General features: G+C 73.9%; 16 protein-coding genes and 1 pseudogene. 10 read left to right on the top strand and 7 right to left on the bottom strand.

Features of this window, described 5'->3' with window-relative positions; all coding sequences use genetic code 11:
- Positions 1 to 136 precede the first annotated feature (136 nt).
- From MET2598_RS36010 to MET2598_RS0105815, 3 genes are all read right to left on the bottom strand, one after another.
- Positions 137 to 1,300 (bottom strand): TAXI family TRAP transporter solute-binding subunit, encoded by a 1,164-nt coding sequence (locus tag MET2598_RS36010; RefSeq protein WP_036270697.1) that lies wholly within the window; start codon positions 1,298 to 1,300, stop codon positions 137 to 139.
- 215 nt (positions 1,301 to 1,515) lie between these two features.
- Positions 1,516 to 2,571, bottom strand: a complete 1,056-nt coding sequence (locus MET2598_RS0105820) for a hypothetical protein (RefSeq protein ID WP_051086503.1) — start codon at positions 2,569 to 2,571, stop codon at positions 1,516 to 1,518.
- Between the two features lie 635 nt (positions 2,572 to 3,206).
- The gene (locus MET2598_RS0105815; RefSeq protein ID WP_018260181.1) at positions 3,207 to 6,161 is read right to left on the bottom strand and encodes a response regulator; all 2,955 of its coding nucleotides are present in this window, start codon (positions 6,159 to 6,161) and stop codon (positions 3,207 to 3,209) included.
- A gap of 197 nt (positions 6,162 to 6,358) precedes the next feature.
- Here MET2598_RS0105815 and MET2598_RS0105810 point away from each other — a divergent pair, with 197 nt between their 5' ends.
- The 7 genes from MET2598_RS0105810 to MET2598_RS0105780 all read left to right on the top strand — a co-directional run bounded on the left by MET2598_RS0105810 (position 6,359) and on the right by MET2598_RS0105780 (position 14,628).
- Positions 6,359 to 8,008: a dihydroxyacetone kinase subunit DhaK gene (locus MET2598_RS0105810; RefSeq protein WP_018260180.1), complete on the top strand. Its 1,650-nt coding sequence runs from the start codon at positions 6,359 to 6,361 to the stop codon at positions 8,006 to 8,008.
- Positions 8,009 to 8,117: 109 nt separating this feature from the next.
- Entirely contained in the window at positions 8,118 to 9,071 is a 954-nt protein-coding gene (locus MET2598_RS0105805; protein ID WP_018260179.1) for a 2-hydroxyacid dehydrogenase, read from the top strand.
- Between the two features lie 315 nt (positions 9,072 to 9,386).
- Entirely contained in the window at positions 9,387 to 10,604 is a 1,218-nt protein-coding gene (gene repA / locus MET2598_RS0105800; RefSeq protein WP_012333341.1) for a plasmid partitioning protein RepA, read from the top strand.
- Positions 10,601 to 11,662: a plasmid partitioning protein RepB gene (repB, locus tag MET2598_RS0105795; protein ID WP_018260178.1), complete on the top strand. Its 1,062-nt coding sequence runs from the start codon at positions 10,601 to 10,603 to the stop codon at positions 11,660 to 11,662. The genes repA and repB overlap by 4 nt, the downstream gene beginning before the upstream one ends.
- A gap of 359 nt (positions 11,663 to 12,021) precedes the next feature.
- Positions 12,022 to 12,678 carry a Spy/CpxP family protein refolding chaperone gene (locus MET2598_RS0105790; protein WP_018260177.1) on the top strand — a complete coding sequence of 219 codons (657 nt, stop codon included), beginning with the start codon at positions 12,022 to 12,024 and terminating at the stop codon, positions 12,676 to 12,678.
- Positions 12,679 to 12,694: 16 nt separating this feature from the next.
- Positions 12,695 to 13,387 (top strand): response regulator, encoded by a 693-nt coding sequence (locus MET2598_RS0105785; RefSeq protein WP_012333344.1) that lies wholly within the window; start codon positions 12,695 to 12,697, stop codon positions 13,385 to 13,387.
- Complete coding sequence (locus tag MET2598_RS0105780; protein ID WP_012333345.1) at positions 13,384 to 14,628, top strand: sensor histidine kinase; 1,245 nt, start codon at positions 13,384 to 13,386, stop codon at positions 14,626 to 14,628. Before MET2598_RS0105785 ends, MET2598_RS0105780 begins: the two co-directional genes overlap by 4 nt.
- A 33-nt stretch (positions 14,629 to 14,661) precedes the next feature.
- Here the strand turns inward: MET2598_RS0105780 and MET2598_RS0105775 are convergent, their stop codons facing one another.
- Entirely contained in the window at positions 14,662 to 15,471 is an 810-nt protein-coding gene (locus MET2598_RS0105775; protein ID WP_012333346.1) for an SDR family NAD(P)-dependent oxidoreductase, read from the bottom strand.
- 155 nt (positions 15,472 to 15,626) lie between these two features.
- Between MET2598_RS0105775 and MET2598_RS0105770 the strand changes: the two genes are divergently transcribed.
- Together MET2598_RS0105770 and MET2598_RS0105765 are read left to right on the top strand one after the other, a co-directional pair.
- Positions 15,627 to 16,526 carry a GlxA family transcriptional regulator gene (locus MET2598_RS0105770; protein WP_051086565.1) on the top strand — a complete coding sequence of 300 codons (900 nt, stop codon included), beginning with the start codon at positions 15,627 to 15,629 and terminating at the stop codon, positions 16,524 to 16,526.
- 312 nt (positions 16,527 to 16,838) lie between these two features.
- Entirely contained in the window at positions 16,839 to 17,462 is a 624-nt protein-coding gene (locus tag MET2598_RS0105765; protein WP_018260175.1) for a dipeptidase, read from the top strand.
- Between the two features lie 115 nt (positions 17,463 to 17,577).
- On the opposite strand, the gene MET2598_RS0105760 is transcribed toward MET2598_RS0105765, so the two are convergent.
- Both MET2598_RS0105760 and MET2598_RS0105755 read right to left on the bottom strand, forming a co-directional pair.
- Positions 17,578 to 17,802 (bottom strand): hypothetical protein, encoded by a 225-nt coding sequence (locus MET2598_RS0105760; RefSeq protein WP_012333349.1) that lies wholly within the window; start codon positions 17,800 to 17,802, stop codon positions 17,578 to 17,580.
- A 165-nt stretch (positions 17,803 to 17,967) separates the two neighbouring features.
- A complete protein-coding gene (locus tag MET2598_RS0105755) occupies positions 17,968 to 18,708 on the bottom strand; it encodes a CBS domain-containing protein (RefSeq protein WP_012333350.1) in 741 nt (246 codons plus the stop codon).
- Positions 18,709 to 19,234: 526 nt separating this feature from the next.
- On the opposite strand from MET2598_RS0105755, the pseudogene MET2598_RS0105750 reads away from it, so the two are divergent.
- Positions 19,235 to 19,603, top strand: a pseudogene (locus MET2598_RS0105750) (transposase); the annotation flags it as partial.
- 34 nt (positions 19,604 to 19,637) lie between these two features.
- On the opposite strand, the gene MET2598_RS0105745 reads toward MET2598_RS0105750, so the two are convergent.
- A protein-coding gene (locus tag MET2598_RS0105745) for an IS3 family transposase (protein WP_085984590.1) occupies positions 19,638 to 20,818 on the bottom strand; the annotation gives its coding sequence in 2 pieces (ribosomal slippage) (positions 19,638 to 20,557 and positions 20,557 to 20,818; 1,182 coding nt in all).
- Between the last annotated feature and the right edge of the window lie 37 nt (positions 20,819 to 20,855).

Genomic DNA, 20,855 nt, shown 5'->3' with positions numbered 1-20,855 from the left:
TGCGGAAAACTCCCGGACGGGCGCCGCGGGCCCGGGCGATCCGGTTCCAGGCCTCATGCGCCGTAGGGGTCACCGGTTTGGTGGCGAGAAATCACGCGAAAACAAGAGGCCAAGCAGGATTGCCGCGTGCAGTTGCCTAGAAGCTCGAACCCTTCGTCTGCCGGTCCGGGACCCTCTCGCCCAGGCTGTTGATGGCGCGGCCGCGGTCTTTCCGCCATTGCAGGTAGGCTTGGTAGAGTTCCTCCTTGCCGGTCGCGGCACTCGGCTGCTGGTCGTTCAGGAAGGCCGTGAAGTCTCCGCTCCCGGAGGCCTGCGGCTCGCGATGCGCGTCGAGCCACTTCTGGGCCGGCCGGAACCGGGTCCAGCCGCTCACCTCGGCGGCCAGGTTGACCTCGCGCCATTTCGGGTGGCGCTGCGGCGCGAGGAACTCGTCGAACTTGCCGAAGAACGCATCCACGAAGCGGGCGAGCTTGGCGTAGCGGGCCGAGCCCTTCACGGGCTTGTAGACCCCGAGCACCGTGCCGACCGCCAGCGTCTGCACCTCGTCGGCCTGTCCCATGAGCTTGGGGTAATCCTGCTTGGTGAGCGAGGCCGGCAGGTAGGCATCCTCGACCGCGGCCGCGTACTTCGCCGGGATGAGGTGGAACTTGCCGCCCGGATCGAAGCCCGCGATCATCGCCACGGGCTTGGCGGCGACGGAGACGACGGCGTCCACCTCGCCCTTGCGCAGCATCTCGAGCGCCGTCGGCTGATCGACGTTGATCGCCTGCACGGCGATCCCGAGCTTCCGGAACATCGCCCGGCCGCTGTAGTCGGTGCCGCTGCCCTTGACGTCGAAGGTCACGCGCTTGCCCGCGAGCTGCCGCGCATCCGTGACGTCGACCGGACCGATGATGTGCAGTTCGTCGTCGAACAGCTTGGAAATGTACTGGATGCGGGTGTCGACCTTGGTCAGCCGCTTGTCCTCGCGCAGCTGCTCGAGCGTGTCGGTGCGCAGGAAGGCGAGGTCCACACCCTTCAGGAACAGGAGGTCGTAGGCGTTCTGCCCGGCGCCCTTCCCGAGGATCGGGAGGATCCGCAGCTGCTTGCCGTCGTCGAGCACGAAGGCGAGGTCCGCGCCGATGCGGAAATAGGTGCCGCCCGGCGTGCCGGTGACGATCGAGACCGTCGCCGCGTTCATGCTGTCGCCGACCATCCCCTCGCTCTCGGCGGCCGGCGCCGCCTCCCGGGCCTGGGCCGGGGAGCCCGGCGCCCCGGCGAGCAGAGCGACCGAGATCGCGAGGGCCGCGAGACGGGTCATCCGACATCCGACGGATTGCTTGGCCATGCGGATGCCGGCGTCGCTCAAGCGCCGCGCGGGCTTGTCATCCCAAACCCGCTTGATCCCTTCGGGATGGCGGATATGGGCTTCGCTCAAGCGCCGCGCGGGCTCGTCATACGCCGTCCGGACGTGATCCTCCGGAAAGCGCATCACACGCATCCTGCTCTCCATCGGGGTCTCCCTGCCTGCTGCCGTCACGGGGCCGATCGGGCCTGACGCTGGACCCCGCCCTGGCGGAGGCGCGCGGCCGCCTCGGAGTAGCTGCGCGCGCGCTCCGGATCGCCCCTCAATCCGCGCACGCCCAGGCGGCGCAGGAAGGCCTCCTCGTAGGTCTGCGCCAGGAGCTCCGTCGCGTCGGCCGACCCGGCCCGCAGCAGCAGCAGCCGCGCTCCGCTCACGTTGCCGACCTGGAGCAGCTGCCCGGCCCTCGCCAGGAGCGCCACCGCGGAGGGCTCGTCGCCGGCTCCCGGATCCGCCGCGGGGGGCGGCTGCGCCGGGCTCGGAGGCTCCGCGATCGCGGCGCCGGTCGCCCGCGGGCCGGCCCGGTCGGGGGCCGGCTGATCCGTGCTCGGCAGGTCCCGGCTCGGCAGGTCCCGGCTCAGCACATTCCGGCTCGCCACATCCCGGCTCGGCACGTCCCGGCCAGGCCCGGGCGGCGGGGCCGCGGCGGGCGGAACGCTCATCACGGCGACGGCCGGTTGCGGCACGTCGAGAGCGAGCGGCGGAAGCGAAGAGACCTCCGGGATGATGACCATCGTCGAGAGGGTCTCGGTCTGGACCGGGTTGCCCTCCCCGGACCAGGGCGGGAAGGCCAGGACGCTGGCGACGAACACCTCGTGCGAGCGGGAGGCGAGATCGCGCGGCAGCAGGACGAAGAGCCCTTCGAGGTTGAAGCTGCTGATGTCGATCGCCTGCACGTCGTCGCCCACCACCACGTCGTGGACGCTGTCGGACACGGTCGAGCCCTGCGGCAATCCCGTCATGTAGACGGAGGCGTAATCGGCCCGGCGCGGGGGCGGGTTGGCGACCGGCAGGGCGACGCGCTCGCCGTACGGGACCTTGACGGTAGAGAGGGGCGCATCGCCCTGGACCTCCTTCGCCCGCGGCGGGGCCGCGCCCTGTCCGGACGGGTCGGATGTCCCCTGCGCCGGCGCCGAAGCCGCCGCGAGGCAGGCGGACAGCCCGGCCGCGGCCACCAAGAGGACGAGCCTGCCGCGGCGGCCGAGCGAAGCGCACGCTTCTCCTCGCATGACGTCGCCTCCCGATATGCGTGGTCCTGGACCGGCCCGGTCTTGGACCGTCTCGAACTCCGCTCGCGCGGGTCTCCCGCTCTCCCTCAGCTCTCAGGGCCGGCTGATCTCTGGCGAGTTGAAGCGATCACGCTCGTCTCGCTCCTCATCTGCAATATGGCGCAATCTCGGTTTGTCGTCCATAAACAAAGGCCAACTGGCGAAATCGAAAGCGGGATCGCGACCGGATCCCGCTCCAGGTGTTTGATTCTGCCTGATTTCCAACGACGACGCGGCCGTTGCCTCGTCGCCGGATAGACCGGTCGCGTCTGGTGGAGTCTCGGGTTGCCCGTCCTCGATACTGCTGGTTGACGCGGCGTGTCGGGGTTGAACGTTCTTCGCCGGCGCTCGACGGCCCGTCCGGGTCCGGACGCGGCCGGGATCAGGAGTTCGGGCCTTCGGATCGCGTCGCGACCAGTCCCCCGGTCCCGTCGTACGAGACGTTAAGCGGTTCGCCACGCTTCCCTTCGTGCGAGCACCGCAGGATCCCGTGATCGTCGGCCGCCGGCACGCGCCAAATTGCGAGGCGGATCACGGTGGCGCCCGCCTGCGCGGGGCTCAAACCACACACGAGCGTCGGCCCCGGCGCCGGCGGCTCAGCTCGGCACGAGCAGGGAGCGGACGGTGGCGGCGAGGTCGGCCATGCTCAGGCCGCCCTTCTGCAGGACGCGGTCGGCCTGGCCGGCGAGGCGCCGCCGCTCGTCGGCGGTCACGTCCTTGGCGGTCAGCACCACGACGGGGATGTCCCGCCATTCCGGCCTCGCCCGCAGGCCGCGCAGGAAGCCGAACCCGTCGAGTTCGGGCATCATCAGATCGAGCAGGATCAGCCCCGGCTTGCGCACCGCCACCGCGTCGAGCCCGGCCCGGCCGTTCGCCGCCGAGGCGGCGCGCCAGCCCTCGCGGGTGAGGAGCGCGGTGATGCGCTCGCGCACGTCGGGGTCGTCGTCCACGACCAGGACCGGCCCCTCGTGGATCGCCGGCCGGAAGCGCTCCATCGCCTCCTTCAGCTGCTTCCAGGCCACGGGCTTGTGCAGGTAGTCGGTCGCGCCGAGCGAGAAGGCGAGGTTCTGCTCGTCGAGCACCGTCACCATGATCACGGGCGTCGCGGCGAGGTCCGGGTCCGCCCGCAGGGCGCGCAGCACCTCCCAGCCATCCATGCGCGGCATGGTGACGTCGAGCAGGATCACCCGGGGGCGCAGCGCCCGGGCCTGGTCCAGCCCGGCGCGCCCGTCCGGCGCGGCGGCGACCCGGAACCCGTCCCGCCGCAGGAAGCGGGCGAGGAGGTCGCGGGTCGCCGGGTCGTCGTCGATGACGAGGACGAGGTCCCCGCCGGCCTCCCGCGCCGCCTCCGCGGCGGGCGCGGGCGCCGCGGCATCGGCCTCGTCCTCCCCGGCCTCCGCCTCCGCCCGGTAGCGGACCGGCAGCTCGATCGTGAAGGTCGTGCCCTCCCCCGCGCGGCTCTCGACCGCGATCGCGCCGCCCAGCATCTCCACGAAGGCGCGGGTGATGGCGAGGCCGAGCCCGGTGCCGCCGAAGCGGCGGGTGGTCGAGGCGTCCGCCTGGGTGAAGCGCTCGAACAGCCGCGCCTGCTGCTCCGCGCTCATGCCGATGCCCGTGTCGGCGACCCGGAAGCGCAGCCGGTCGCGGCCGTCCCGCCGCAGGCGCTCGGCCGAGAGCACGATCCGGCCGCCCTCGGTGAACTTCGCGGCGTTGCTGAGGAGGTTGATCAGGCACTGGCGCAGCTTCGTGACGTCGGTATGCGCCCGCCCGAGCCCCTCCGCGAGGTCCAGCACCAGCGCGTTGTCCTTCTTGGCGATCAGCGACCCCACCGTGGCGCCGACATCCTGCAGGGTCGCGGCGACGTCGAAATCCTCGGCATAGACCTCCATCCGCTCGGCCTCGATCTTCGAGATGTCGAGCACGTCGTTGATCAGCCCGAGCAGGTGGCGGGCATTCGCCTCGATCTTGCGCATGTCGGGCAGCAGCGCCTCCGCGCCGAGATCCTCCATCTCCTCCTGCAGCATCTCCGCGTAGCCGATCACCGCGGAGAGGGGCGTGCGCAGCTCGTGGCTCATGTTGGCCAGGAACTGGCTCTTGGCGGCGTTCGCCTCCTCGGCCGCCTCGCGGGCGGCCTCGAGCGCCAACTCGGCCTCCTTGCGCGCCGTGGTGTCGGCATGCGCCCCGACCCACTCGCGCACCCGGCCGTCCTTCTCCAGGATCGGGACCGCGCGCACCTCCATGTGGCGGTAGATCCCGTCGTGGCGGCGCAGCCGGTGCTCGATCGCGTAGAGCGCGTGGGTCGCGACCGCCTGCTCCCAGGCCGCGCGGGTGGCGGCGCGGTCCTCGGGATGGACGGCGTCGAGGAAGCCGAGCCCCGCCGCCTCCTCGGGGGTCTGGCCGGTGAAGCGCGTCCATTCCGAGGTGACCTGCGCGAAGGTGCCCTCCGGGGTGGTGCGCCAGACGATGGCCGAGGTCGCCTCGGTGAGCGAGCGGAAGCGCTCCTCGCTCTCCCGCGTGCGCGCCTCGGAGAGCTTGCGCAGGGTCACGTCCGACATCACGAGCCCGACGCCCTCCGCCCGCGCGGCGCGGTCGTCGACGTCGCGGCGCAGGGGGAAGAAGCTCATCTGGAAGTAGCGCACGCTGCCGGGCGCGCTCGGGGTCGGCACCCCGACCTCGACATTCGCCGTGACCAGGCCCTCGTCGCGCGCCGCCGCGAGCTTGGGCGCGAGCGCGTCGCGCAGGGAGGGCAGCAGCGCCCAGATCGGCTCCCCGACCCCGGTGCCGAGGCCGCGCTCGCTCATGCTCTCCAGCGCCCGATTCATGTGCCGGATGGTGAGGTCGCGGTCGAGGAAGCCGAGCCCGACGGGCGCGTTCTCCAGCACCCCGGCGAGGAGCGCCGCGGTGCGGCGGCCCTCGCGGCGGCGCAGGATGGCGAGGCGCGCGAGCAGGCCCGCCGCCGCCAGCGCCGAGGCCAGCACCAGGACCTGCAGCAGCGGCGAGCGCAGGCGCTCGCGCGCCGCGATGCGGTCGAGATCCGCGACCGCCCGGTCCTGCACCGCCGCCGTGAGGGTCCGCAGCGCGTCCATGATGCGCTTGCCCTCCCCGCTCCGCACCAGGGCGGAGGCGGCCTCGGCGCCCTGCTCCCGGCGCGCCGCGACCGCGCGGGCCGCGTAGGCGCGCTGGTCCGCGATCAGGCGGCGGCGCCGGGCGCGGGTGTCCGGGTCGCGGTCGAAGCCGTCGAGCCGGTCGAGCTCCGGGTCGATGTGCGTCAGCGCCGCCGCGTAGGGGTCGAGATAGGCGCCGTCGCCGGTGAGGATGTAGCCGCGCAGGCCGGTCTCCAGGTCCTTCAGGGTCGAGAGCACGCGCTCGCTCTGGGCGATCACGCCGTTGAGCCGCACCGCCTCGGCCCCGGCGCGCGTGCCCGACAGGTAGTTCAGGAGGGCCGCCGCGAAGCTGACGCCGAGGAGCAGCACGGCCAGGAGGGCGGCGGGCGACCGCGGGCGCGCGAAGCGCGGCAGCCGGCGGCTCGGGGATGGGGTCTCCTCGGTCATGGCATCCTTCGCTCCGCGCCGGGGAGGCGCGCCCGCCGACAACGTCGCTGAGGCCGAAACGTCGCGCCGGCCGGGGATCGCGGGCGCGAGGCCGCGCATCCGCCCCCTGCTCCGCCGGCGCGGGGCCGCGTAGGATGCGGCGGCCGGTCGGGGGCGCCCGCCGCCCGGCCCCCGCAACGCCTCACCGCCGGTCCGCCATGACGCACTTCCTCAACCGGCGCGAGACGCTGGTCGCCGATGCCCTGGACGGGCTCCTCCTCGCCCCCGCGGAGCCCGGGCTCGCCCGCCTCGACGGCGACCCGGAGATCCGCGTCGTGCTCCGGGCCGAGCGCGACCGGACCAAGGTCGCGGTGATCTCGGGCGGGGGCGCGGGCCACGAGCCGGCCCATGCGGGCTTCGTGGGCGAGGGCCTGCTCGACGCCGCGGTCTGCGGCGACATCTTCGCCTCGCCCTCGGTGGACGCGGTCCTGGCCGCGATCCTGGCGGTGGCCGGACCGGCCGGCTGCCTCCTCGTCGTCAAGAACTACGTCGGGGACCGCATCAATTTCGGGCTGGCGGCCGAGAAGGCGCGCGCCCTCGGGCACGCGGTCGAGGTGGTCATCGTCGGCGACGACGTGGCGCTCCCGGACAGCGCGCGGCCCCGCGGGATCGCCGGGACGGTGCTGGTGCACAAGGCGGCCGGCCACGCCGCGGCGGCGGGGCAGCCCCTGGCGGCCGTGCGCGCCGCCGCCGAGGCGACGGCCCGCGCGGTGCGCACGCTCGGCGTGGCCACCGCCACCTGCGCCATCCCCGGCCAGGGGGCCGAGGCGCGGATCCCGGCCGGCGAGGCCGAGCTCGGCCTCGGCATCCACGGCGAGCCGGGCGTGCAGCGCATCGCCCTCCCTCCCCTGCCGGCGCTCGTCGCCGACATGGTCGGCCGCTTCGGCCCGGAGATCCGCGAGGCGCCGCAGCTCGCGCTCCTCGTCAACAATCTCGGCGGCGTCTCGGCCGTCGAGATGGCGGCGGTGGCCCGGGAGGTCCTGCGCGGCCCGCTCGGCCCGCGGATCGCTTGGCTGCTCGGGCCGGCGCCGGTCGTGACGGCCCTCGACATGCGCGGCTTCTCGCTCTCGCTGATGCCGGTGGACGCCGCCGCGGCGGCGATGCTGACTGCGCCCGTGCGGGCGCCGGCCTGGCCGGCGCCGCGGCGGGTGCGCGGCGAGGCGGCGGCGCTGCCGCTCCCCGCCGCGCTCCGGCCCGCGCCGGACGAGCCCTCCGCGGATCCCGCCTCGCGCCGCCTGCTGGAAGCGGCCTGCCGCGCGCTCATCGCCGCCCAGCCGGCCCTCGACGCGCTCGATGCGCGGGTGGGGGACGGCGATACCGGCACGACCTTCGCCTCCGGCGCGCGGCGCGTCCTCGCGGAGATCGACGCCCTGCCGCTCGCCGAGCCGGCCGCCCTCTGCCGGGCGCTGGCGGAGCGGCTGTCGCGGGCGATGGGCGGGTCGAGCGGCGTCCTGCTCTCGATCCTGCTGGCGGAGGCCGGGCACAGGCTGCGCGAGGGTGCGGATCCCGGCGAGGCGCTGGCCGCGGGCGTCGCCCGCATGCAGTTCTACGGCGGCGCCCGGGAGGGCGACCGGACCATGCTCGACGCGCTGCTCCCCGCCGCGCGGGCGCTGGCCGAGGGCGGCGGCCTCGCCGCGGCCGCCCGGGCGGCCCGGGCCGGGGCGCAGGCCACGGCCGCGATGGCGGCGGCGCGCTCGGGCCGGTCGAGCTATCTCGGGGTGCGGGACCTCGCCGGCACCGCGGATCCGGGGGCGGAGGCGGTCGCGCGCGCCTTCGAGGCCCTCGCGGAGGCGGCCAGCTCGCCGTGACGCGGGCCCCGCGAGGGGATCGATCCCGCCCACCCTCGACGCCGGCTCCGCGGCCGGACCCCGCCCGGGCCCGCGAGCCTTGACCCGGGCCCAAGCAGGAGGAGACCCGATGCACGAACCGATCGCCTTCGTCGGCAGCCTGGACGCGCGGGAGGAGGCCGCCTTCCTGGCGGCGCTCCGCGCGGCCCTTCCGGAGGAGAGCCTGGTCCCGTTCCGCGCCCTCACCCCGGCGCAGCGGGAGGCGGTCAGGGTCGCCGTGGTGGCCAATCCCGATCCCGCCGAGGTCGCGCGCCTGCCCCGCCTCGCCTGGATCCAGAGCCTGTGGGCGGGTGTCGAGCGCCTCGTGCGCGATCTCGGCGCGGCCGGCGTGCCGATCGTCCGGCTGGTGGATCCGGAGCTCGCCCGCACCATGGCCGAGGCGGTCCTGGCCTGGACCTTCTTCCTGCAGCGCGACATGCCGGCCTACCGGCGCCAGCAGGAGGCCGGGATCTGGCGGCCCCTGCCCTACCGCGCCCCGGCCGAGATGACGGTCGGCCTGCTCGGGTTCGGGCTGCTCGGCGCGGCGGCCGCGGGGCGGCTCGACGAGGCGGGGTTCCGGGTCGCCGCCTGGAGCCGCACGCCGCGGGCGCGGCCCGGCGCGGAGGCGGGCGCGACGCTCGCCGGGCCGGACGGGCTGGCGCGGCTCCTCGCCGGCAGCGACGCGGTCGTCTGCCTGCTGCCGCTGACGCCGGCGACGCGCGGCCTCCTCGGCGCGGCGCAATTCGCCGCCATGAAGCCGGGGGCGGCCCTGATGAATTTCGGGCGCGGCCCGATCGTCGCCACCGACGCGCTCCTCGCCGCGCTCGAGTCCGGGCAGCTCTCCCACGCCGTCCTCGACGTGTTCGACACCGAGCCGCTGCCCCCCGAATCCCCGCTCTGGCGGCATCCCGGGGTGACGGTCCTGCCCCACGTCACCGCGCCGACGAACCCCCGCAGCGCCGCCGCCATCGTGGCGGAGAACCTGCGCGGCTACCGGCGGACCGGGCGCATTCCCGCCGCCGTGGACGCGGCGCGGGGCTACTAGAGCGGCAGCCGATCACGTTGCAACCGGGTGCCGCTCTCAATCTTTGATCTTGCCGCATTGTCTGCGACGAACCGGCATCCACTTCGTCGGAAAATGCTCTAATCCCGCGGGCCACTGATCCCCGCCGGGGCGCGCGACCCGCCCGCCGACGCCCCTGCGCCGTCGCGGGCTCCCCTCCCCTCCCCCGCAAGCTTGCGCGAGGCTTGCGTCGCCGCGCCGCGACGCCTCGCGGGCGATTGCGAATCGGAGCCGTTTCGGAAAGTTTGCAGTCTTGGCGCCGATTCGGCGGTTTTTCTGCAAACGGGGCGTGAAAACATGAACCAGGCCGCCACCGCGATCCCGGCGCCGCCGCTGCCGATCTCGCCCAGCGCGATGATCGGCGCGCACGCGGCCGTGCTGCGCGCCCAGCTCCAGGCGATCTCCTCGGGCCTGTTCCCGCCGCTCTCGGCCAAGACGCTGCGCCGCTTCACCTCGGCCGAGGTCGCCCGCATCATCGGCATCACGGTCTCGCGCCTGCAGCAGCTCGCCGCCGAGGGGCTCGGCCCCCAGCCCGAGGTCTCGCCGACCGGGCGGCGCTCCTACAGCCTCGCGGACATTCACGGGCTTCGCGCCTACCTGGACGAGCAGGCCCGGGCCGGCCGGCGCTACCAGCCGCGCCGCGGCGAGGGCGACCCGCTCCAGGTCGTCGCGGTCGCCAACTTCAAGGGCGGCTCGGGCAAGACCACGACCTCGGCCCACCTCGCCCAGCACCTCGTGCTCAAGGGCTACCGCGTGCTCGCCCTGGACCTCGACCCGCAGGCGAGCCTCTCGGCCCTGCTCGGGGTGCAGCCGGAGCTGGAGGTGGGCGAGAGCGAGACGCTGTTCGGCGCCATCCGGTACGATGCCGCCCGCCGCCCCCTCGAGGCGATCATCCGGCCGACCTACTTCACCGGCCTCGACCTCGTGCCGGCCAACCTCGAACTGATGGAGTTCGAGCACGAGACGCCGCGCGCGCTCGGCCTGCGCCGGCCCGGCGAGCCGCTGTTCTTCGACCGGGTCGCGCAGGCGATCGAGTCGGTGGAGGAGCGCTACGACGTCGTGGTGATCGACTGCCCGCCGCAGCTCGGCTACCTGACCCTGTCGGCCCTCTGCGCCGCCTCCGCCCTGCTGATCACCGTCCATCCGCAGATGCTCGACGTCGCCTCGATGAGCCAGTTCCTGGCCATGACCGAGGACCTGCTCGGCGTCGTCGCGGAGCATGGCGGGCGCCTGCAATACGATTGGCTGCGCTACCTCGTCACCCGCTACGAGCAGCAGGACGCGCCGCAGACCCGGATCGTCGGCATGCTGCGGACGCTCTTCGAGGACGCGGTGCTGACCGCGCCGATGCTCAAATCCTCGGCCATCTCGGATGCGGGCCTGTCGAAGCAGACCCTGTACGAGATCGGCCGCGAGGGCGTCACCCGCTCGACCTACGACCGGGCGCTCGAGTCCCTGGAGGCGGTGAACGGCGAGATCGAGGGGCTGATCCGCCGGGCCTGGGGGCGCGCATGAGCCGGAAATCGAACCTCGACGCGCTGTTCGCCGCCAAGCCCGTGCACAAGCCCGTGCACTTGCCGGCGCCCCTGCCCGCGCCCTCGCCCGAGCCGGACGGGTTTGCAGCTGCAAACCAGACCCCGGACGGGACCGAGTTTGCAGCTGCAAACCCGCCGGCCGCGCCGCGGCGCCGCAGCGGCGCCATCGGGGCGATGAGCCAGACCCTGCGGGGGCTGGCCGCCCAGGCCGACGCCGCCGCGAGCCTCGAAGCCGGCTCGGCCGTGGTCGAGATCGAGCCCGGGCTGATCGACGCCTCCTTCATCGCCGACCGGGTCGCCGACCCGACCGACCCGAGCCTCGCGAGCCTCGTCGAGAGCGTGCGCGAGAGCGGCCAGCAGGTGCCGGTCCTGGTGCGGCCGCACCCGGTCAGCGCCGGCCGCTACCAGATCGCCTACGGGCGCCGCCGCGTGCGGGCGGCGCAGATCCTGGCCCGGCCGGTGCGGGCCGTGATCCGGCCGCTCACCGATGCCGAACTCGTCATCGCCCAGGGCAAGGAGAACCTGGAGCGGCGCGACCTGAGCTACATCGAGCGGGCCTTCTTCGCCCGGCGGCTGGAGGAGCACGGCTTCCCGCGCGACACGATCACGGCGGCGATGGGGGTCGGCAAGGGCGACCTCTCGACCCTGATCTCGGTCGCCCGCACGGTGCCGGAGGACATCCTGGCGGCGATCGGCCCGGCCCCGGCCGCCGGTCGGCCGCGCTGGATGCTGCTCGCCGAAGGAATCCGGACGGCGGACCGCGCCGCCCTCTCGGCCCTGCTCGCCGATCCGGCCTTCCGGGCGAAGTCGACCGACCAGCGCTTCGCCGCGATCCTGGCCGCGGTCGCGGCGCTGCCGGCGCGGGGCGGGCGGCCCCAGGTCTGGACGGACCCGCAGGGCCGCAGGCTCGCCCGCGTCGAGCGCGGCGCCGACCGCGTCGCGGTCTCCTTCGACGAGCGCCTTGAGCCGGGCCTCGCGGACTACATCCTGGACCAGCTTCCCGAGATCCTGGCCGCCTACCGCCGGTCCAGAAGCTGATCCGGGATCCGGTCGATCGAAGTGCATCCCGGATCACGCGCCCGCGCGGCGCGTGAGCGAAGCCCACTATCCGTCATCCCGAGGAGACCAACCGGATTCGGGATGAGCCGCGCCCGCGCTCCCGGCGGGCGCTCCGGCCCACATCCGGGCGCCCCGGCCCGCATTAAGGATAACGCGAAGGATAACGCGGGCACCCGCCGCCCGCGATCCGGGCGCGGCCCGGCATCGGGGAGGCGCGGGACGCCGCCCCGCGCCGCGGCGCCGCGTTCACAAAACTTTACATGCGGCCGCGAGAGGCGAAACCTGCCCGCGTCATGGTCCGGCCTGACGACGCGCTTCGCGTCAAGGGAGACACCACGATGAGCAACGGTGCGATGAACGGCCCCGCCGCGCAGGCGCCGGCCCCGCGGCGGCGGATCCTGCGCCGGACCGCCCTGGCCCTCGGCCTCCTGCTCGCCGGTGGCACGGCCGGCCTCGCCGTCGCGATGGGCGGCGCCCCGGACGGCTTCGGCTTCCGGGATCCCGGCCAGCGCCTCGCGCGCCTGCAGTTCATGGCCCGGCGCGCGCTCGACTCGGTCGGGGCGACCTCGGACCAGGAGAACCGCATCCACGACATCATCGCCTCGGCCTCGGCCGCGCTGATGAAGGAGGGGCCCACGCACGAGGAGATGCGCCGGCGGCTCGCGGACCTCCTGAAGGCCCCGACCGTCGACCGGGCCGCCATCGAGGCCCTGCGCGCCGAGATGGTGCGCAGCCTCGATGCGCGCTCCAAGATCATCGCCGGGGCGCTCGTGGACGCCGCCGGGCAGGTCAGCGCCGAGCAGCGCGCCAAGCTCGTCGACCGCGTCGCCAGCGCCATGGAGCAGCATCGCGGCTTCGGCCGCTGGCGGCATCCCTGGGGCGGGGAGGGCGGGCGTCCCGAGCGCGGGCCGGGCTGGCCCCAGTTCGGCGGAGCCGGCCCGCAGCCCGGCGGAGCCGGCCCGCAGCCCGGCGGAGCCGGGCCCGAGAGGAACTGACGGAGGCGCGACCGCCATGGCCGAGAGACTGCTCCTCATCGACGACGACCGGCGCCTCGCCGCGATGGTGGCGGAGTACCTCTCGGCCGAGGGCTACGCGGTCGCCTGCCAGCCCACGGCGCGGGAGGGCCACGACGCCCTCCGGCGCGAGCGCTTCGACGCCGTGATCCTCGACGTGATGCTGCCGGACGGCGACGGCTTCGAGCTCTGCCGCCAGATCCGCACCCACTCGCGGGTGCCGATCCTGATGCTGACCGCCAAGGGCGAGGACACCGACCGCATCATCGGCCTGGAGATCGGGGCCGACGATTACCTGCCCAAGCCCTTCAACCCGCGCGAGCTGCTCGCGCGCATCCGCGCCCTGCTGCGGCGCCAGCGCGCCCCGCAGGAGGCCCGGCTCGATTTCGGGCGGCTGCAGATCGATCCCGGATCCCGGGTCGTGCGGCTCGACGGGGTGGAGCGGCGGCTCACCAGCCACCAGTTCGACCTCCTCCTCGCCTTCGCGACCCATGCCGGGCGGGTGCTCAGCCGCGAGCGGCTGATGGACCTCGTCAAGGGCGAGGATCTCGACGCCTTCGACCGCTCCATCGACGTGCACGTCTCGCGCCTGCGGGCGCTGATCGAGGACGATCCCCGCCACCCGCGCCGCCTCCTCACCATCCGGGGCGCCGGCTACGTCTTCGCCCGCGAGCAGGATGCCGAGCGGTGAGGTCGGTCCGGCGGCGCCTGTTCTGGAAGATCTACCTGACCCTGCTGGCGAGCCTGGTCGGGGCTGCCATCGCCATGGCGGGCCTGTGGTGGATGCTCGGCGAATCGCCCCACAAGCGCTGGGAGGCGCTGGAGACCCACATCGCCCACGAGGCCGTGGCCCTCGCGGGTCCTCCCGCCGAGGCCGAGCCGGCGGTGCGGCGCCTCAGCGGGCTGTTCGGGGCGGACGCGGCGCTCTACGACCGCGGCGGCGCCTTGCTCGCGGCGCGCGGGACCCGCGCCGTCCTGCTCGGCGGGGAGGCGACCGGGCCGCCGGTGCGCTGGGTGCTGCGCTCCGCGCTGCCGGACGGGCGGACCCTCCTGGTCAGCATCCATCCCTCGCCGAGCACGCGGATCGCCCGCATCGCCACCCTGACCCTGCTGGTCGCGGCCTTCGTGGCCCTCGCGGCCTTCCCGGTCACGGCGCGGCTGACCCGGCGGCTCGAGCGGCTGCGCGCCGGGGTGGCCCGTTGGGGGGAGGGCGACCTGCGCGCGCGGGTCGACGAGGGCGGCGGCGACGAGGTCGCGGCGGTGGCCCGCACCTTCAACCTCGCGGCGGGCCGGGTCGACGCGCTGCTCGCCGCGCAGCGCCGCCTCCTCGCCAATGCCAGCCACGAGCTGCGCTCGCCGCTGGCGCGGTTGCGGATGGCGGTCGATCTCTGGGCCGGCCGGCCCGAGGCGGCCCGGGCCGAGATCGTGCGCAACCTCGGCGAACTCGACACCCTGGTGGACGAGATCCTGCTGTCGAGCCGCCTCGACCACGCCGAGGCCGGGCTCGACCGGCGCGAGACCGTGGACCTGCTCGGCCTCGCCGCCGAGGAGGCGGCCCGGGTCGGGGCGGAGGTCGAGGGGGTGCCGGTGAGCGTGCGGGGCGACCCGGTCCTGCTGCGGCGCCTGCTGCGCAACCTCCTGGAGAACGGCGCCGCCCACGGGGCGCCGCCGGTCCGGGTGCGGGCCGAGCCGTCGGGCGCGCGCGCCCGGCTCGTGGTGAGCGATCACGGCCCCGGCATCCCGGCCGCCGAGCGCGAGCGGGTCTTCGAGCCCTTCTACCGCCCGCGGGGACGCCGGGAGGAGGCGGGCGGCTGGGGCCTCGGCCTCTCGCTCGTGCGGCAGATCGCGCAGCGCCACGGCGGCCTCGCCCTCTGCGAGGGCGCGGAGGCCGGGGGCAGCCGGTTCGTGGTGGACCTGCCGCGGGCGCCCTGAGGCCGGCTCGGGCGGGCCGGGCGGGGAGGGGGGTCAGGCCCGGGCCGCGCCGACCCGGTAGCGCGCCGCCGGCTCCGCGCGGGACAGGTTCGGCAGCAGGGCCTGCCGGGCCGCCTCGTAGGCCTGCCACTGGGCGGCGTCGGGCAGGGACGGGATGGTGACCACTTCGCCCGCGTCGAGGCCGGCCAGGGCGGCATCGACCAAGTCGGCGGCGCGCATCACGATCTCGCCCGGCAGGTGCTCGACCGGCACGCCCGCGAGGCCCCAGAACGCGGTCGCGGTGGCGCCGGGCAGCACGGCCTGGACGCGCAGGCCCTTGCCGGCGAGTTCGTGGTGCAGGGACTGGCTGAAGGCGAGGACGAAGGCCTTGGCGCCGCCGTAGACGCCGTTCAGCACCTCCGGCCCGATCGCGACGCTCGAGGCGATGTTCACGATCGTGCCGCGGCCGCGCGCCGCGAAGGCCGGCGCCGCCGCGTAGGTCAGGCGCATCAGCGCGGTCACGTCGAGGTCGATCAGCCTCTCCATCGCGTCGACGTCCGAGGCGAGGAGCGGCGCGGTGGCGCCGATGCCCGCATTGTTGACGAGCATCGTCAGGCTCGCGTCGCTGGCGGCGAGCCGCTCCACCGCGCGCAGGTCGGTCCGGTCGCCGAGATCGGCCGCCACCACCTCCACCGAGCGGCCGGTGCGGTCGGCGAGTCCGGCGGCGAGGTCGGCGAGCTTGGCCCGGTTGCGCGCCACCAGGACGAGGTCGTGGCCGCGGGCGGCGAGGCGGTCGGCGTAGATCGCGCCGATCCCCGAGGAGGCGCCGGTGACGAGGGCGGTGCCGAGGGACGAGAGGGTCATGGATCTGCTCCGTGGCGGGCGGCGCGGGGCCGCGTTCCGGTGAGCCGAGGAATACGCCCCCTGGCGCGCGTCTCATATGTCGTATATCCCTCGTTTCGGGACGGGGCGGAGGCAGCGTCGTGCGGGTCGGCTTCGTGATTTTCCCGGGCTTCCAGATGATGAGCCTGGCGGCGGGCTCGGTGTTCGAGTTCGCCAATCTCTGCGCCGGGGAGCGGGTCTACGACCTCGCGACCGTCTCCGAGGCGGGCGGCCCGGTGCCGAGCTCGACCGGCCTGGAGGTGAGCAGCCGCCCGATGCGGGACGAGGCCTTCGACACGCTGCTGGTCGGCGGCGGCGTCGACCTGCCGCGGCCGAGCACGGGCCTGCTGGCCTGGGTCGCGACCCGCCTGCCGGAGGTGCGCCGCCTCGGCGCGATCTGCACCGGCGCCTTCGTGCTCGCGCAGGCGGGTCTCCTCGACGGGCGGCGCGCGACGACGCACTGGCTCTTCGCCCGCACGCTCCAGGCCCGGTTCCCCGCCGTGCGGGTGGAGGAGGACCGCATCTTCATCGTCGACGGGCCGGTCTGGACCTCCGCCGGCATGACGGCGGGCGTCGACCTCGCCCTGGCGATGGTGGAGAAGGATCTCGGCGCCGAGATCGCCCGCTCGGTGGCGCGCAAGCTGGTGATGTATCACCGCCGGGCCGGCGGCCAGACGCAGCATTCGGAGCTGCTCGACCTCGCGCCGAAATCCGACCGGATCCAGGCCGCCCTGACCTTCGCGCGCCGCAACCTTCGGCGCGACCTCACCGTCGAGCAGCTCGCCGAGGCGGCGGCGCTGAGCCCCCGCCAGTTCAGCCGCGCCTTCCGGGCCGAGACCGGCCAGTCGCCCGCCAAGGCCGTGGAGCAGCTGCGCGTCGAGGCGGCGCGGCTGATGCTGGAGCAGACGCGCCACCCGGTCGAGACGGTCGCCCGCGAGGCGGGCTTCTCCGATCCCGAGCGGATGCGCCGAGCCTTCCTGCGCGCCTTCGGCCAGCCGCCCCAGGCCCTGCGCCGCGTCGCCCGCGCGGCGGCGTGAGGGGAGGGCGCCCGCGCGGGGCCGGCCAGGGAAGGGGGCCATCGCCCGTGCGAGGAATCGGCTGCGTCCTGCCGGAAACCCGCAGTCGCATGTCGGGCCGGCTTCCCCAATGCCTAGCGAGGATGTCCGAATATTTCGCCGCTGCGCAGACGAGAATCGTCTTGCACTCGGATGCGGCGGCGCCGAGAGGCTGTTATGGCCCGCACAACACCTGTCCTCAATTCATAAGGTCCTCCAGAAGAGGCGGCACGTCCCTCGGCTCCGCGATGGCCCCGATCTCGCCGCCGCGCGCGCCCGCGCTCCGCGATTCTGGTGGCGGCCGGAGGGGCGGATTTCCTGGAAGGCGAACTCGGCCGCCTGGAGGAGGCCTATCGCCGTGCGGCCCTGCGCCACCTGCAGCTCACGCATGACCGGGTCGATGCCCTCGGGGACATCCAGACCGAGCCGCCCGTCCACGGCGGCCTGACCGCCTTCGGCGCGGAAGTGATCCGCCATTGCGAGGCGCTCGGCGTGATCGTCGATGTGGCGCATGGGACCGGGAGCCTCGTGCGCCGGGCGGCCGAGGTCGCCCGCAAGCCCCTCGTTCCGTCGCACGCCTCGCTGGCGATGGATCCGACGCGCCGCATCACGCCGGAGCATGCCCGGATCGTGGCCGGGACGGGCGGGGTCGTCGGCATCTGGCCGCCGGCGCGCGTGTTTCAGGACCTGGCGGCGCTGGCGGAGGGCATCGCCCGCGTGGCGGAGGTGGTCGGTCCCGCCCATGTCGGGCTCGGCTCGGACATGATGGGACTGGTGGGGCCGAGCGCCCTGCCGGACTGCGGCGCGCGACTCCCGGATCTCGCCGCCCACCTCCTGCGGCGCTTCACGCCCGACGAGACCGTCGGCATCCTGGGTGGGAATTATTGGCGGGTGGCTCGGGCCTGCCTCGCGGCCTGACGCCTCATCCCCCATCCGCTTGATCCCTTCGGGACGGCGGCTTCGGGCTTCGCTCAGGCGCCGCGCGGGCGCGTGATCCGGGATCCGCCGTGATCGACCGGATCCCGGATTACTCCTACGCGGCCGCCCGCCCGCGCCCGAGCGGGGCGAGCCGCGCCTGGAGCGCCTCCTTCTCGCGCCGCGCGGCCGCGAGGGCGCGCCGCAGGTGGCGGATCTCCTCGTGCAGGTAGCCGGCATCGACCGCCATCTCGACGCAGTGGTCCTGCGCCTCGGCGAGTTGCCGGCGCAGGTCGGCCAGGTCGGCGACGAGTTCCAGGAGCACCAGGGTGGGATCGGGCATCGCGACCTCCGCGCAACGGCATCACGGGCCGGGACAGGCCCGGCACCGCCCGGCATCCGCGCCGTCCGCCTAACGGAGTCTTACCGAAACCCGCGGTATCGGGCCGGGCGCGGCAACGCCTTCGCAAGCGCCCCGCACGCGCTGTGGACGGCGCGGGCGCGCCGCTCAGCGGGTCCGCGCCTCGCCCTCCGGCTCGTCCCCCAGGGCGATCCGCGCGAGGCCCGAGAGCGGGTCGACGAGGGTGAGGTGGTCGTGGACGACGCGCACCCCGGGCACGCCCTCGGCGGCGGCGCGGATCGCCGGCCGCTGGCGCTCGTCGGTCAGCGCCCCGCGCAGGGTGACGGCGCCGTCCTCCACCGCGACGTCGATCAACTCCAGCGGGATCACGCCCGCATCCAGGCAGGCCGCCTCCACGTCGGTGCGGATCGCCGCGTCCTCCCGGGGCGGCGCCTCGCGGGCGGCCCGCAGGGCGTCGTGCAGGGCGCGCAGGAGATCCGCCCGGGTCACGATCCCGACGAGCCGCCCGTCCTCGACGATCGGCACGCGCCGGATGCGCCGGCGCGCCATCAGCCCGACGATGTCGTCGAGGGGTGTCTCGGGCGAGGCGGTGACGACCTCGCGGGTCATCGCGTCGCCCACCCGGTGCCCGCATTCCCGGGCATAGGCGGCGGCCAGCCGGCCCGGGCTGAGCAGGTAGCGGATCCAGGCGGGATGCGGGCGCGCGGTGCCGATCTCCCGGCGCGCCACCAGGTCGCCCTCGGTCACGATGCCGACGAGGCGGCCCGCCGCGTCGAGGATCGGCAGGCCGCTGATCCGCTTCTCCAGCATCAGGGCGGCCGCCAGTTCGAGCGAGAGGTCGGCCCGCCCGCACGTCACCTGCGTGGTCATGATCTCGCGCGCGCGCATCGCTTCCTCCCTCTCCGCCAAGAATGCTTGCTAATGACATGTAAATTAAGATGTTTTTGGCTCAGCTGGATTCAGCAGCCCTCAAAGTGCCCCACATTCTCAAGCGGATTGCACTGGCTCGCACTGGACGTCCTCGGATAAACCGCCGCAGCTTCGTAGCCGCGGGGGGGACTCGCCCAGCAGCAAGGACGAGCGCAGCTCGATACCGGCCTGGAGGCGTGGCAGCCATGACAGGTTTGCTCACAGCCGCAGCTCTGGGCGCCAGACCTGGACCGCTTTGGTCAGCGCTGGGGGGCGGCAGGATAGGGGCTAACTGCGCGCCCTCCTCACCTGATGTTCCGATACCGCTGTTCGGCCTCGCCGTATCACCGCGAGGCAGCTTGGCCGTCCAACGTTCCAGAGCGGCTGACTCTTAATCAGCGGGTCCTAGCCCGGATTATTCACGCGGGGTGACGGGCATGGCGCAAGCCGCTGATCGGCCATAGATTTCGGCTGCGACACGCAAAACCAGCCGCTCGCGGAGACCATGCCCGCCAAGGTTGACCATACCCCGCCGCTGCCCCGCCTGTCAGCGGTCTGCGGCAAACCCCTGGTCGCCCGCTTCGATGGCGGGCGGCTCTCCTCCGATGGCGGCGTGCTGGCGCTGAAAGAGATCGAGCGCCGCCTCGGCGTCGCCGATCGCTTGGCCGCCTGCCTCGATGACCCGCGAGCGCCAGAGCAGGTCCGGCACAGCCGCGCCGACATCATCCGCTTCCGCCTGCTGATGATCGCGGCCGGCTACGAGGACGGCAACGATGCCACCGCCCTGCGGCACGATCCCGCCTTCAAGCTCGCCCTCGACCGCCTGCCCGATGCGGCGGCGCTCTGCTCGCAGCCAACCATCTCGAGGCTCGATTGATCAGCCCCCACGGGGTGGTCCGGTTGGAATGTTAGTGGACCGTCGGCCTATCCACCACGGGTAGCTTGGCCGGCGGAGCCGGTCGGGCGAGCGCAGCCGGCCAATCGGTCAGGGCGGGCACGAACACCTCCGGGGCCGGTGGGCGGTAGCCCAGGGAGGCGTGCGGCCGTACGCCATTGTAGTGTCTCCTCCAGCTCTCGATCAGGGTCTGCGCCTCCCGCAGCGAGTAGAAGACCTCCCCGTTCAGCAACTCGTCCCGCAGTCTCGCGTTGAAGCTCTCGATGTAGCCGTTCTCCCACGGCGAGCCTGGGGTGATGTAGGCGGTCTTCGCACCCACGGCAGTGATCCACTTCTGTACAGATTTGGCGATGAACTCAGGCCCATTGTCAGAACGAACGTGCGCGGGAACGCCCCGCAGGATGAACAGGTCGGAGAGCACATCAATCACGTCCGCCGCCTTGAGCTTGCGCGCCACCTGGATCGCCAGGCACTCGCGGGTGAACTCGTCGATGACGTTCAGCATGCGGAACTTGCGCCCGTCATGCGTGCGCGCCTCGACGAAGTCGTAGGACCAGACGTGATCGCGGTGCTCGGGCCGCAGCCGGACACAGGAGCCATCCCCGTCCCATAGCCGGCCCTTCTTGGGCTGGCGGGCCGGCACCTTCAGCCCCTCCTGCCGCCACAGCCGTTCCACCCGCTTGTCGTTGACCAGCCAGCCGGCTGCCCGCAGCAGGGCCGCGATCTTGCGGTAGCCGTAGCGGCCATACCGGCGCGCCAACGCGATCAAGTCAGCCAGGAGCGCCGCCTCGTCGTCTCTCCCCCGCGGCACCTTGCGCTGCGTCGAGCGGTGCTGGCCGAGCGCGCGGCAAGCTCGGCGCTCGGAGACGTGTAGGACGTCCATCACATGCTCGATGCAGACGCGTCGGCGCGCGGGGCTCAGAAGTTTCCCCGGGCCGCCTCCTGCAGGATCAGCTTGTCGAGCGTGAGGTCGGCGATCGCCTTGCGCAGGCGCTGGTTCTCGGTCTCCAGCTCCTTCAGCCGGCGCACCTGGTCGGACTTCAGCCCGCCAAACTCACGCCGCCAGCGATAGTACGTGACCTCTGTCACGCCGATCGCGCGGATCGCGTCGGCCACGCTCTGCCCCTGCGAGACCAGCACATCCACCTGCCGCAGCTTGGCAACAATCTCCTCGGGCTTGGGTCGCTTCGCCATCTCGTCCGTCCTCCTGGCTCACAAGCCATACTTCAGG

Origin of the sequence: Methylobacterium sp. WSM2598 (genome assembly GCF_000379105.1) — a bacterium.
Lineage (GTDB): Bacteria > Pseudomonadota > Alphaproteobacteria > Rhizobiales > Beijerinckiaceae > Methylobacterium.
The sequence above is the reverse complement of the archived record's forward strand: the minus strand, read 5'-3'. Positions and strand labels throughout refer to the sequence as shown.

Excerpts from the sequence above, each read along its gene's own strand:
- MET2598_RS36010 (WP_036270697.1), bottom strand. The coding sequence starts at position 1,300 with ATGACCCGTCTCGCGGCCCTCGCGATCTCGGTCGCTCTGCTCGCCGGG.
- MET2598_RS0105820 (WP_051086503.1), bottom strand. The coding sequence starts at position 2,571 with ATGCGAGGAGAAGCGTGCGCTTCGCTCGGCCGCCGCGGCAGGCTCGTC.
- MET2598_RS0105815 (WP_018260181.1), bottom strand. The coding sequence starts at position 6,161 with ATGACCGAGGAGACCCCATCCCCGAGCCGCCGGCTGCCGCGCTTCGCG.
- MET2598_RS0105810 (WP_018260180.1), top strand. The coding sequence starts at position 6,359 with ATGACGCACTTCCTCAACCGGCGCGAGACGCTGGTCGCCGATGCCCTG.
- MET2598_RS0105805 (WP_018260179.1), top strand. The coding sequence starts at position 8,118 with ATGCACGAACCGATCGCCTTCGTCGGCAGCCTGGACGCGCGGGAGGAG.
- repA (WP_012333341.1), top strand. The coding sequence starts at position 9,387 with ATGAACCAGGCCGCCACCGCGATCCCGGCGCCGCCGCTGCCGATCTCG.
- repB (WP_018260178.1), top strand. The coding sequence starts at position 10,601 with ATGAGCCGGAAATCGAACCTCGACGCGCTGTTCGCCGCCAAGCCCGTG.
- MET2598_RS0105790 (WP_018260177.1), top strand. The coding sequence starts at position 12,022 with ATGAGCAACGGTGCGATGAACGGCCCCGCCGCGCAGGCGCCGGCCCCG.
- MET2598_RS0105785 (WP_012333344.1), top strand. The coding sequence starts at position 12,695 with ATGGCCGAGAGACTGCTCCTCATCGACGACGACCGGCGCCTCGCCGCG.
- MET2598_RS0105775 (WP_012333346.1), bottom strand. The coding sequence starts at position 15,471 with ATGACCCTCTCGTCCCTCGGCACCGCCCTCGTCACCGGCGCCTCCTCG.
- MET2598_RS0105770 (WP_051086565.1), top strand. The coding sequence starts at position 15,627 with ATGATGAGCCTGGCGGCGGGCTCGGTGTTCGAGTTCGCCAATCTCTGC.
- MET2598_RS0105760 (WP_012333349.1), bottom strand. The coding sequence starts at position 17,802 with ATGCCCGATCCCACCCTGGTGCTCCTGGAACTCGTCGCCGACCTGGCC.
- MET2598_RS0105755 (WP_012333350.1), bottom strand. The coding sequence starts at position 18,708 with ATGCGCGCGCGCGAGATCATGACCACGCAGGTGACGTGCGGGCGGGCC.